At 49.8% G+C, this 13,165-nt stretch carries 8 protein-coding genes; 4 read left to right on the top strand and 4 right to left on the bottom strand.

Annotation, left to right across the window (positions count from 1 at the left end):
* The first annotated feature begins 8 nt into the window (after nucleotides 1-8).
* From TU84_RS08445 to TU84_RS08430, 4 genes are all read left to right on the top strand, one after another.
* Nucleotides 9-1,157, top strand: coding sequence for a patatin-like phospholipase family protein (locus tag TU84_RS08445; protein WP_048368599.1), 1,149 nt, complete (start codon nucleotides 9-11; stop codon nucleotides 1,155-1,157).
* A gap of 417 nt (nucleotides 1,158-1,574) precedes the next feature.
* On the top strand, nucleotides 1,575-3,560 hold the full coding sequence (locus tag TU84_RS08440; protein WP_048368598.1) for a hypothetical protein: 1,986 nt from the start codon (nucleotides 1,575-1,577) through the stop codon (nucleotides 3,558-3,560).
* Between the two features lie 173 nt (nucleotides 3,561-3,733).
* A complete protein-coding gene (locus tag TU84_RS08435; protein WP_048368597.1) occupies nucleotides 3,734-5,941 on the top strand; it encodes an autotransporter outer membrane beta-barrel domain-containing protein in 2,208 nt (735 codons plus the stop codon).
* 185 nt (nucleotides 5,942-6,126) lie between these two features.
* Entirely contained in the window at nucleotides 6,127-7,653 is a 1,527-nt protein-coding gene (locus TU84_RS08430) for a hypothetical protein (RefSeq protein WP_048368596.1), read from the top strand.
* A gap of 46 nt (nucleotides 7,654-7,699) precedes the next feature.
* Here the strand turns inward: TU84_RS08430 and TU84_RS08425 are convergent, their stop codons facing one another.
* From TU84_RS08425 to TU84_RS08410, 4 genes are all read right to left on the bottom strand, one after another.
* Complete coding sequence (locus TU84_RS08425; protein WP_053225203.1) at nucleotides 7,700-8,785, bottom strand: fimbrial protein; 1,086 nt, start codon at nucleotides 8,783-8,785, stop codon at nucleotides 7,700-7,702.
* A gap of 57 nt (nucleotides 8,786-8,842) precedes the next feature.
* On the bottom strand, nucleotides 8,843-11,353 hold the full coding sequence (locus tag TU84_RS08420; protein WP_048368595.1) for a fimbria/pilus outer membrane usher protein: 2,511 nt from the start codon (nucleotides 11,351-11,353) through the stop codon (nucleotides 8,843-8,845).
* Between the two features lie 34 nt (nucleotides 11,354-11,387).
* Nucleotides 11,388-12,143 (bottom strand): fimbrial biogenesis chaperone, encoded by a 756-nt coding sequence (locus TU84_RS08415; RefSeq protein ID WP_048368594.1) that lies wholly within the window; start codon nucleotides 12,141-12,143, stop codon nucleotides 11,388-11,390.
* 83 nt (nucleotides 12,144-12,226) lie between these two features.
* Nucleotides 12,227-12,757, bottom strand: a complete 531-nt coding sequence (locus TU84_RS08410) for a fimbrial protein (protein WP_048368593.1) — start codon at nucleotides 12,755-12,757, stop codon at nucleotides 12,227-12,229.
* Nucleotides 12,758-13,165 lie beyond the last annotated feature (408 nt).

The raw sequence follows: 13,165 nt of genomic DNA, 5'->3' as shown, positions 1-13,165 counted from the left end.
GCTGAGGTATGAACGGCAGAGCGTCGGTGACCGGGTTGATTCTGTCGGGCGGCGGCGCCAGGGCGGCGTATCAAGTGGGGGTGCTGGCGGCCATTGCCGAGTTGTTACCTGCGGGTGCGCCCAACCCGTTTCCGGTGATTGTCGGCACCTCGGCCGGGGCGATCAACGCAGTCAGCCTGGCCAGTGGCGCGATGAACTTCACCCAGGCCGTCGAGCACTTGACGACCTTCTGGCAAAACTTTGAAAGCCATCGTGTGTTGCGCAGTGATTGGCCGGGGGTGATTCACCAGGCCAGTCGCTTTCTGGGCCACAGCTTGTTGGGCCTTGGCAGCCACGTGCCGGTGGCGCTGCTCAACAGTTCGCCGTTACGCGAATTGCTCAACGACAAAATCAACTTTGCCGGTATCGATCAGGCCATCGCTGCGCAGCACTTGCGCGCTGTGGCGCTCACGGCTTTTGGCTACTCCTCGGGCCAGGCCGTAACGTTTTATCAAAGTGAAGGTGCGATCGAAGGCTGGTTGCGTCATCGGCGCATTGGCCTGCCGACGGCGTTGACCGTCGAGCACTTGCTGGCCAGCTCGGCCATACCGCTGTTGTTTGCCCCGGTCAAAATTGGCGAAGAGTATTTTGGCGATGGCGCCGTGCGCCAGTCTGCACCCATCAGCCCGGCGCTGCATTTGGGCGCCAATCGCGTGCTGGTGGTCGGGGTCAGCGGCAACCCGCGCGGGCCGGATCGTCAGGGCGGGCAAGCGCGCCAGTACAACGCGCAGCAACCGACCTTGGCGCAAATTGGCGGGCACATGCTCAACAGCACTTTTATTGACAGCCTTGAGAGCGATATCGAACTGCTGGAGCGCCTGAACCACTTCAGCCGGTTGCTGCCAGGGCAGCCCGACAACCTCGGTTTAGCGCCGGTTGATGTGCTGGTTATCGCCCCCAGCCAGCCCATTGACGAAATAGCCGCCCGCCACCGCCACGAACTGCCCGCCGCGCTGCGCCTGTTTTTGCGCGGGCCGGGGGCAACCAAAACCAGCGGTGCAGGTGTGCTGAGTTATTTGTTGTTCGAGGCGGGCTATTGCAGCGAGTTAATTGAACTGGGGCGCAAGGATGCATTGGCCCAGCGTGCGGCGTTAGTGGGGTTTTTGGGTATTACGTAGCAGTTGACGAGCCTGGATGCGCTTTGGAAACGCAGTGCATGCCATTCCCCACCTCATGCGCCAGACGATTAACCGTGCTACTAAATTCGATCAATAAATAGGCAGCGATGGGCCGAAACTACAGTGAGTCAGGCCCCAAAAGTGGCAAGGGCCTGCTGGGTTAGAGCGTATTTGAGAAGGTTATATGCGGTGGGTTTACCTGTCATTTCTGACAGTATCCAACTGCCTTAAAAAGGCGTTCAATAACTCTAAGAGTCACAACAGTATTAAGGTATTTATGGCGGCCATAGTTCGTTCGGTGGCGTGCTGCTCGCACACTTAATTTATAGGCTAAGTGCTAAGTTTTTTGTGGGTCTGTTTTTGTAAGGCGTAAGAACGTTCGATATCTAAACTTTTCTGTGAATTGAGGGTTGCGGGATGAATATGCTTGAGAGGAAATTAGCTGCTAAAAATGCACGTAAGGCTTATTTTAAACGCGCTGTTGGGTTAAGGCATGCAGCTGCACATGTCAAACCTACTGTGCAAGGTGTTTTGCCAGGCGATCCGCTTGGGCTTATCCCTAAAGCGCTTTTGACCGTTCCTCTTAAAGTTGAAATTCCGCACTGGGTGAATTTTCCGACCAATCCAACAAGGCCCGGTGATGAATTAAGGCTGCAATGGCGACCGCTAGGGAGTACCGATGACGCGGCCTATATAGACCTGCTGGACCCTCCATCTATTGAAATAAAAGGGGTGTACCCAGATCCCATGATTCAAGAAATACCGCTCGACGCTTTTAAAAATGTTCACGGTGCTTTTGAATTTAGATACCGCGTAGTGGGTGGGAATGATGGCGGAGTTGCTACTCCGTCAGAAACAACACCTATAGTGCTCGACATTATCCCGCCCTACGGTTCTGCATATCCGGCTGATTTAATTCTCCCGGCGGGACCTATTACGGATGCCAATCGTGCTGCAGTAGTGGCTGAAATTTCGGCTTATCCTGATGAAGAAAGCAGCGATAGAATTGGTGTTTTCTGGGTAAAAGGTGATGTGCCGGATGATATATCCGGCTTGACCCCTATTGGGGGGTATCAAGCTATTCCAGCAGGTCGGAAATTTGCAATTCCCGAAGCGACAATTGTTGCTGCGGGGGATGGTGATTTTTACGCCTGTTATATCCTGCTCGATAAAGCCGGTAATGACAGTCGTATTGGTAAGTCTGTGAAAATGCCTGTAGCGCTTGGACCTTTGCCTGTGGCGCCATTTCCGGCACCGACGGTACGCCATGCCGACGAGATCTCAGATGAGTTAATTGACCGTGATGATGCTTTTTTGGGCGTTTATCTTGAGATAAAAACTGAAATTACCAACTGGAAAATTGGCGATCGTATTGAGGTCAAGTGGGGAAGCAAGACGTTGGATGTCCTTTTTCCCATCAGTCAGTTTCCGGTTAGCGTCCCAGTGCCGTGGGCAACTCTGAAAGCTGCCTATGATTTCACGAAGCCTGGCTCGCAGCCCACCATTGTCGAGTACACCTATTACCGGGGTTCGCTGCCTTTGGGCTCAGCCGATGTCACGATTCAGGTAGATTTATCCAAAGTGGGGCCAGAAAACCCTGACGAGCCTAACCCGGTAAACCCTGCACTCGGTGTAGTGACCGTAGTCAGTTTTACGGGGGAAGTTGATAAAATTGTTGCTGGTGATGTAAACGAACCTGCAACGATAAAACTCAGACCTTATGAGGGAATTGGCCCCGATCAAAAAATCGAGTTCTTTTGGGGGGGTAAATCACTCGGTACTCATACGGTCACCACCGAAGAGCCCACTGATCCTGATGATATAGAGTTCACTGTTGATTGGGTTAATATTGATGCAGCGGGTAATGGCGACATCGATGTTTGGTTTTCTGTATCGCATGACGACTTTATCAACGATGAAAAATCAAAGCCCAAACCGGTGGCGGTTTCGGGAGTTCCTATTGTTTTGGCTCCCCCTGAATTTCCAACTATTGACACGACTTGGAACTGGCTGAATTGCCCTTCTCTGGAACTGACTGATGATGGTTCCTATGGGATTCGTGTTTATATTCCGGTATCCAGATACTTGGTCGAGGGTACAAAAATAAAACTTAAATGGACTAGTTTTATTGATGAAGGCACCGTAACGCCGATTCCAGGTGACCCACTTGAAAGTGGCGAGTTGACGGTGAGTAAGGAGCAAGAACAGCAAGGTTTTATCTGGTGGGTTAGACCTTATGACACCTACTTTCTGCCCATCTATGGTGCAGACAGTGACAATATAGGCAGTGGAAAAGTTGAATACACACTGCTTATTCAGGGTAAAGAAGAACCTGGAGAGGCGACAGTGGACATAGGTATGTATACCTCAGCAGGGACGTGCAATATCCCCCCAAGTCCATAGATTTATCAGGGCATGCAACATTATTTGGGAGGCGCCCTACGATTGCGTAGGGTTTTTCCTACATTGCGGTTTATACAATGTGCGTAGCATGCGTCGGCTTTGTATGAATATGCTTAGAGAGACCTAAGGTAATTCTTTGCATAAAAATGTATCCGATTAACAGGTAAATGACCATGCCCTATCAACGTTCGCCACTTTCTCATTGTATGTTTCTTGTTGCGGTAGGCTCCAGTTTGTTCATCGCTGAACGCGTAAATGCCGAAACAGTTTTGGTCAGATTTAGTGACGAGTCTATTAGTGCTTTGAGTGATCCGCTGAATAAATATAGAGTTTTCAATGGTTGGACGCTGACGGCCAATGCAGCGACCGCACAAAATATTGAGGTCAATAAGTCAAATCTGGTGTTGAACGGGTCAACTGTAAATGGAAACGGTACAGAACCCGGTGTGAGTTTATATGGCAGTAATGCGACCATTACTGGCAGCACACTTACCAGTAATGGGATCGCTCTTAGAGTCGCAGCTGATACCAATACAGGGTCTGTTGCACAGGTACAGAGTAGTACCATCACGGGTATGAACCGTGGCGCAACAGTGTCTCATTTGAGCCGCCTGGAGATGACCGACACTACTTTGTTGGCCAACGCTGCTGAGGGTATCGGCCTTGAGGTGTTCAACGGCAACGCCTCAGCCGTGAGAGGCACGATTGTTGGGGGGCTGAATGGCATACAGATTATTGATTACATCAATCCCGAAGATTCAGTTATTGATCTAGACAGTACTACCGTGACCGGGCGGACTGGGGCGGCGATCCTTGTAGAAAACTACGATTCCGGGAGCGCTCATACACAAATCAATGTGATGAATGGCTCTACACTCACCGGTGGTAATGGCAATTTACTGGAGGTTAACGGCACATCCACAGCCACCTTGCGAGTCAGCGACAGCAATACCCAACTTAAGGGTGATGTGATTGCTGCGTCAGGTGCTACTGCCAATGTGATCCTTGATACTCAGGCCACCTTGACCGGGCGCCTTGAAAACCTCTCGGGCCTGGCAATCAATAGCCAGGCACAATGGGTAATGGTTGAAGACGGTACAGTGTCCGACTTATCCATGAATGGAGGTTCGATCAAATTTGGTGAACCCACCGCTTACTACACGTTGTCGGTCAGTAACTTGAGCGGAGCGGGCGGTACGTTCTATATGGCTTCAGATTTTTCGACCGGTCAGACCGACAAACTGGACGTAACGGGCACCGCTACGGGCAGTCACCAACTGGTAGTGGCCAGTTCCGGTGCTGATCCGATTAATGCAGACAAGCTTTACCTCGTGCACACAGCCGCAGGGGATGCAAAGTTTTCGTTGCTGAATGACCGAATTGACCTTGGTGCTTATTCCTATCAATTGGCAAACAGTGAAGATGGAGGCGCAACCGACTGGTACTTGAACCCTGAGAACAGAACCATAAGCCCTGGCACTCAGTCGGCCATGGCATTGTTTAATACGGCACCTACTATCTGGTATGGAGAGTTGACCACGTTGCGCACACGTATGGGGGAGTTGCGTATCGGTTCGGGGCAGTCCGGCGCATGGGTCAGGGCCTATGGCAATAAGTACACAGTGTCTGCTTCTACCGGAGTGGGCTATAAGCAAAGCCAGCAGGGGTTAACATTCGGTGCGGATGCACCGTTGCCGATCGGTGATGGTCAGTGGCTGGCGGGTTTGATGGCGGGTTATAGCCAGTCAGATCTTGACCTCGATCGTGGCACTTCCGGCACGGTAGACAGTTATTATGCTGGTGCTTATACCACCTGGCTTGATGCGCAAACCGGTTATTACTTTGATGGTGTCGTCAAGATTAACCGTTTTCAAAATAAATCAGATGTGAATTTGAGTGATAACACGAGCACAAAAGGCAGTTATAGCAATTATGGTGTTGGTGCCTCTGCAGAGTTTGGGCGTCATATAAAGCTTGATGAGGGCTACTTTGTCGAGCCGTATGCTCAAGTGTCAAGCGTTATTATCCAAGGCAAGGATTACGATCTGGACAATGGGTTACGTGCTAAAGGTGACCGCACGCGTTCATTATTGGGTGAGCTTGGCTCTACGGTGGGGCGTAATATTGAGTTGGCGGGCGGTCAGGTCGTACAACCCTACCTGCGAGCCGCTTACGTGCATGAGTTCTCGAAAAACAATGAAGTCAAAGTTAACGACAATGTCTTTAATAATGACTTGTCCGGTTCGCGAGGTAAGTTGGGGGCCGGTATGACGATGACCATGACTCAAAAAATAAAAGTCTATGCTGATGTGGAGTACAGCAAAGGCGACGGTATTGAACAGCCGTTGGGTGGCTCAGTGGGGGTTTATTATAGTTGGTAAGTTTTAAGTGTACGAAAAATAATAGGGCTGTTTAAAGCTGAGAGGTCGGGTGCTAGTAGTTTTGCTAGTAACCGATCGATCAAAAGCGTGCTAAATATACTTGACGTGCTTTACGTGCACAGTGGGAGTCCACTGTACACGTCAGGTTAAGTTTCAATTAAATTGAAGTTTAGTGAGTGATAGTAATGGCCGATTTTGATGACAGAAAAAATGTAAAACCCACTGAAGGCCCGGCGAATATAAATGCGCTTGCGTCCCTGCACCTTTTGTTGCAAGAGCCCGATATTGTAGGCGTTTTGCCGGGGCTCCCGGCAGGGTTACTACCGGCTTCGGCGCTTGATGATCCGTTAATCGTTGACGTTGCAGCATGGGTTAATCTCCCGCCAAAAAACGCTATTGATAAACTCTCATTTCAATGGCGCAGGCAGAATACCTCCAACGCATTTAATACAATGCAAACCTATGACGTTGTAGGGCCGCTTGCTGACAGTGATTTTCCTATGTCATTTAGTATTGATGCGGGGAAGCTAGATTACGAGGAAGGGCCTTTTGACTTTAGATACGTGGTCGTTGGGCATAATGGGGGAGGAGAGAGTGAATCAAACATTGTCCCCTTGGTTATTGATCGTACGCCTCCGTATAAGCATCTAAAACCCAGCACACTGATCCTTCCCGCCACGCAAATTACTATTCCTTTCTTCGAGGCTCATGACAATAAATTTGTCTGTGTCATACCAGAATATGCCGATTATCAAGACGGTGATGAAGTCGTTTATTTTTGGAGAACCCGTACGGGTAGTCAACTTATTGGTCGGACACCGGTGGCGACCAATAGAGAAATAATCTATACCCGTGCGCAGATTGAGGCCGCGCTGAACGGTGAGTGTTATGCCGAGTACCAACTTATCGATAAAGCAGGAAATAGCAGCCCGTTGAGTGAGTCAGTGCCCATTGAAGTGGACATGGCGCCACGTTCTCTCGGCTACGTAAAAGTTACAGGCGCCAGCGGTTCATCTCAATTTGGGAAACTGAATATCGATTCTGTAGGGGAGGGCCCTGGAGACGGTATCACTGTGAATATCCCTCCAGAAAGTGATATTTATGAGGGCGAGAAGGTTCTTCTTCAATGGGCTGACCCTCTGGCGTTTAATGCAATTACGCTGAGCAGCGCCGATCCTGATGCTCCCTTGCTATTTAATGTACCCAGAAAAAATATTGCGGCCCACATGGTCAGCAGTTTGGTCGACGGAGCACGCTATATTCCCGTCTATTATGAGGTGCTCGACGGTAGTAGCTCTGAAGTGCTTGCGACGTCGGGTATCTATGGCTTGACCCTCTCAGATATATTGGCAACTAACTATCCGACCATGCAGTGTTCGCACGTGAACGGGAATATTTTGAGCCTTTCCAGCGTGCCTGGGTCAGGAGCTGAGGTGAGTATTGGTGTGTGGCCTTTTATGGCAGACGATCAATATATCAAATTCAAGCTGGTAGGTTTGGGGCAGGATGGTAAAAACTTAGAGGTGGTTTTCTTTGAGCATAAAGTGACTGCCGAGGAAGTAGCGGATAAGAAGGTCAGTGTGACAGTCGCTAAAGAGCAATTTTTAAAATTCAAAGTAGGCATCGATATTTATTTTGAAGGGCAGGTGACTTTTAATAATAAGGGTTATTGGTATGGCTTCAGGGCGTTGCGAGCTAATCTGACCAATTAAATATGTGTCTCCCCGCTTTTTTATATTGCGAAAGCGGGGGGAGCATTTATTTGTAGGTAAGTGTGAAGTTTAAGGCTCCTTCCACTGACCCGGACTCAACTTGGTCAGCTGGATGGGTCTGATACATGCGTGCCTTGAAGTCCAGCACCGTGTTACCCGGCTGAATGGCGATCACGGGTACTTCCACTCCCAAAGCTATTGGAGTCAGGCCATCGGCGCTGAGCATTTGAATTCCCACCCCCTTTGCCGTGGCGCTTGAAGTCAGAGTAAATATCCCTTTAGCAGCATCAAATACCGTCGATCCCTTGGCCCCTTCGAGACGAATATTTGCCGTTGCGATATTCGCGTCTGCAGGGTCTGCTTCGCAGTCGATCAGATTGATGTGAAAATCCACCGCATCTGTTACATCCCCCGGTTTAGTAAAGTGCGAGTTGTCCCAATCACCCAGATTTACCGGATTTGCACTCACAGGGTTGCCTGACAAACTGCATTGCGCTTGTATTACGGTGCCAGTGACACCGTAAGAAAACGCCTTGCCTATGCCGCTGAAATGACCACTGAACAACTGAGCGCCATTCAGTGTGTGCAGGCCGGGTGCGATTTTGCCTATTTTGATCAGCGTGAGTCGATGACGTAAGTTCCCCAAACCGAAGTTGGCACTGCCCATTGCGCCTGTGTGTTGGCTGTCCATTGGCACGTAAGGGCCATTGAGGGCTGTGAATGAGTTGTCTTCTGAAAACTCTTTAACCAAGGGTCTTTGCAGTTCAATTCTGACCCCCACTCCGGGAATGTTGGAATGCAGTATTGTGCCCGGCGTCGGCGGCAGGGGGCCTATGAAAATAGGGGCAGATGCAATGGCGTTAAAGCTCAGTACCGTTTTGCCGTCGTTTGCGCAACCAATGTAGCCTCTCTCAGGATTCTGCGGAAACAGATCATTTACAATCCCAATCACACTGCCCAAGGGCGCATCTCTTGGGATATAAACAGCGCCTACATCGGGAGTAAAAGTTACAGGGCCTGAGCCGCTGACCCAGTAGCAAGTGTTCACATCATCTGCGCCGAAAGCGATAGACATCTTAGAGCACAGAGCAAGTCCAATCAGGCACACTAGCCGTTGAGAAAACGTGTTCATTGAGTCATTCCAGATTGGCCGGGGGGTATATTGAATACCACCCTTATAGAGGGCGATTTATTGGCAAACCAGAGCCTGCAAATGAAACCCGTTGATTTGTTGCATCGTGTCCGGATTTGTGTGCATTTTGCAGTTTTGCTCTGGTTCCGGACCCCAGCCCACGTTCAGAGTTTGCGACTGAAGCGTTGTCGATAACAGCACTTGCCCGGCTTGGCCGATGATTCCCTTTTGTTCACCTGTAACTGTGGTTACCAGTGCAGCAAAAGGCAGCGGTTGGCCATCGATTGTGGTACCGGTTATTAGGATTCGGTTCACTTTTCGGGCAGGAAACACGCTTTTCACAACCGCGCCTCGTCGAGGTATTACCTGAGCAGTAGCGTTATCGATCTCGATATTTGGTCCCAGATCGTCAGTATTGAGCTCAAGGTAGTTGACCCGATAAGGGCGCAGGTAAGGAGCCAGTACAAAACCTTTTTCATTGGTGCGTATGGCGCTCGTATTGGCGACACCAACCCCGGCAATGTCGGGCACCTGAATTAAGGCCATGGTTTCCCCCAAATAAGGGCTTAACTCGATGCCTTGATCGTGGAGCATGATCGCGCCAGTGGTGTTCACCGACATACTGCGGTATTCACGTCCTACAGTAATGCCGCTGCCCAGGCTGGCATAGGGTGTTTGATAGTTGGCCGATAACGTAGCGGATTCTTGCTGTTGCTCGGTGTGGCTGAATGAGCCCCGATAATTGAGACGATTGCCATAGGCGCTGCCACTCACGCTGGTGCGCTGACTGTAGTAGTCGGCATTTTTTTGCAGGTCAAATGTGACATTGCTGGCACGGGCAAAGTCCAGTGGCATTGAAATACTCAGACCTATTTGTCTATCACTGGCGTACTTATCGCTTAACGATTGCGAGGCAAACAGGTTAAGCGTGACGTCCTGAAACTGAGTGTTGAAGCTGAACTGGAATTGACGCTGCTTGTAGCTCGTCCCCCAGTAGTCTTGGTGCGAAAGCGATAAGTTTAAGGAGCTGCGAGTCGTTAAATTTTGATAAACAGAGGCTTCTATCCGGCTACGGCGGCTTCCAAAGAACGTGGAGTCCTGGCTGCGTTGGCGCAGCGCTTCATCAAAGTCTCGATAGCCTGAGGTGGAGTAGCGATAACCGGCAAAACGAAGATTGGTGCCCGAGCTGAAAGATTTGCCGTATTTAACGGCGTAGCTCATCCCCTGCAGACTTTGCACATCATTCCAATCGATCTGGGCGCTGGAACGGGTTGCGTCAAGCGCCAGGGCGCCGAATGTACCTAGGTCTTTAGAGATGCCAAATGTGCCAGCCTGATAAAAGTTGCTCCCCATGAGGCCACCATAGAGGGTTGAGTTCCAGGCGGTGCCCATCGCTAAAGTGCCTTGCCATAATATCGGCTCGCTCAGGTGGCCTGCCGCGTTATAACGTCCCGCAGCAGCGCTGTAGCGCCAGACACCTTCGCGCAATAGATTGCTCAGGGTCGCGTAGGGCTGAGTAAACCGTCTTATCTGACCGTCTTCTTCGGTGAGTACTATTTCCAGTTCACCACTGCCACCAGCAGTGCTCAGGTCGTCGATTTCATAAGGACCGGCGCTGACATAGGTTGAGTAAATGGGGTACCCGTTTTGCCGCACCTCGAGTTTGGCTCGGGTCAGCGCCACGCCTCGAATGATGGGTGCGTAACTTTGCAGCACGTCTGGCAGCATCCCTGGATCCGAACGAAGCAGGACTCCCTGAATAGGCACGCTGCGAAAAATATCTCCTTCTGTTGACGTTTCACCCAGCGTCAAATTCGCGTTAGTGCCCGGCACATCTCGTCGCAGGTAACTAAATGAGCGCGTCCACTGATCGTTATCGGTGTCATCCCGACGGAGTACGTGATTGGTGCGAAATTGCCATTCACCCAGGTTTATCCCGCTGTTGAGAAATAAATCCTGGCTGCTGCTCTGGCCTCTGTAACGGTTGGAGCTTTGCTGTGCAGATGCTTGATAGTTAATGAATGCAGCATTGATGCCGGTATCCCAACGTTTTGGTTCAACATGCCCCGCGACATCACGACGCAATGCAATTTGCGGGATAGAAATGTCCAACAGCATTTTGGCACTGTCAAAATCTGTTGTAGCGCCCGGTATCAGTGCCCAAAGATCCACACAGGCAGCTTTCAAGGAGGCAGGGTCTTGCACACTGTCCGGTTTAATGCCAATTGACGTCAATAATGCTGCAGGCAAGCAAGGTTTGAGTGTTTCGCCATCCTCGCTTAGTAGGAAATTGATCTGTTGCTGTTCAAGCGGTTGTGAATTGGCTTGAACATGCACCCAATAACGTCCGGGTACGATGTCATGTCCTTTGGAAAGGGCTTCAAGTGCATAGTTGCCCGCATCGGTTGTTTGTCCAGTGCCTTGGCGCATAAAACTGGATTGAAACTGTGTTGTCGCGTTTGCGAATGTAAAAGCTGTGAACGTGAGGTTTAAGCTGGCACTCATGATAAAAAGTCGTGTTAATTTCAGGCGCGCATGAGCATTGCATAGGCCGGGTGTGTAGATCATGGAGGGTCCTGGTAGGTCAATGCGGGGATAAGCTTTAGTTAGCGAACGCTACCGGGCGGGATAAAGGTGTGCTGAAGCCGCCGTAGTCATTGATTGCAGAGAACGTGACTTGTATATCGGAGGCCAGCTTGGTGTTGTCCATCGGGTAAACCTGATGAGAAAGGGGGGCAGCCATTGGCGGATTTTCAGGGGACTGAATATGGCCGTTTGAACTAACATCCAAGCGTAGAAAGGAAACGTAATAGGGGGTCGGGTTATATACCTCCAGATAAGTCTTGCCCTCAATTTTTTTCATGGACCATTGCAGCTCTTTTAATCGAAGCTCTGGGTTGCCCTTGATCGCTGTAGGGCGATAGAACAATTTAATTCGAGTGCGTAATGCAATATTTAATATCCCGTCTTGGGACTTAGTGGTTTGAGGGATTTCTTGTACATTAAAATAAAAGACCGACTCTTGGTTGTCAGGTAATTGATGGGGGAGCAGGTTGATTTGAACGTGCTGTTCTTTTCCTGCATTTAATCGAAATAAAGCGGGGGATGGAATAAAAGGCACTGCCGTGGTGTTGTCATCGTCAATTGTATTGACCCAGGTTTGAACGGCAAACGGTTTTTTGCTGGGGTTGGAAATAATAGTGGAGACACTACGCTTGTCGCTGTCATACACGATGCGGGTGCCACTTATAACTAGGGCGGCATGGTTGGAAGCGCTATAGAAAGTGCATATAGATAACAGTGTAATCATAAGCAAAGCAGGCTTTGAATCAGTGGTCTTTCTGATAAAACCGAACATGGAGTGCAGACCTGTCAGCGAGGTGAGAAGTTGGCGAGTCAGATAAGTGCTGCCCTTGGCTGGCAAGGGCAAACAGTGGGCTATTACTTGATAGTGACGAGGAAGTTTATATCGGCATCAGCCGGTCCGGCACTCACGTCTTTTGAGGTTGAGACATAATAAGCATCAAACTTCATGTCGTTAACCTTGAGAGGGTCCAAGACATAGGATTTGGATGCGATGCCGTTCTTCACAGGCTCACCTGTATGATCCTTTATAAGAATTGCAACCCCGGTGGCTGCGCCTGTATATACTTTAGTTGCATAATTATCACCAGCAGCATTACTGGTGAAGGTTACGGTTCCAGCATTTACAACAGCGCAATCCGCATCTAAGGGTATACGAAGAATAAAGTCATTCCCCGGATACTCCTGGCCGACTTCAGTAAAGCGTGAGGGTGATATAGAACCCATGCTGACCTCGTTGGTCACCGCACCACTGCCTGGGTTTACCACTTCTATAGGGCATGTTGAACTGTCGATTTTACCGACGAAGTTGATAGTGCCGGTGTTGGCAAAGGCAGAGGTACCTGTCAGGGCTGTCAGAAGACCCAAGGTTATTAATGAGCTTTTCATGGTGTATAACCTGTTTGGAAATGTGTTCGGCGTATAAATGCGAAACATTGCCGAGTGCACATAAGGGTGATTATAAAGGGGTAGCGTTGTTTCAGAGGGCAGATTTTGCAGGGGTTGAGCGGGTTGAGATATGAGAGAACTCTCAATTATCAGGTGGTGAAAATTTAGAATTTAATATTCCAGCGGTTGAGTGAACTGGGCAGGTCCGCCTCTCACATCGGTTCAACTGGATCAAGCGCATAGCGCGTGCGGCTTATAGGGGGGATATAAGTGCTGCAGTCACATAATACCCTTCACGTAAAATAATGTATTTCACGCGAAAGGTATCTGTGTCTACTGACTGAACTGTTCAGCTTGTTCGAGCCAAATGTTTCACTTGGGCGAGAAGTTTTTAAGAATTACCCTATA

The organism is Pseudomonas helleri, assembly GCF_001043025.1.
Classification (GTDB): domain Bacteria; phylum Pseudomonadota; class Gammaproteobacteria; order Pseudomonadales; family Pseudomonadaceae; genus Aquipseudomonas; species Aquipseudomonas helleri.
Note: the sequence above shows the minus strand (reverse complement) of the source record. Positions and strands in the feature narration are given on the sequence as shown.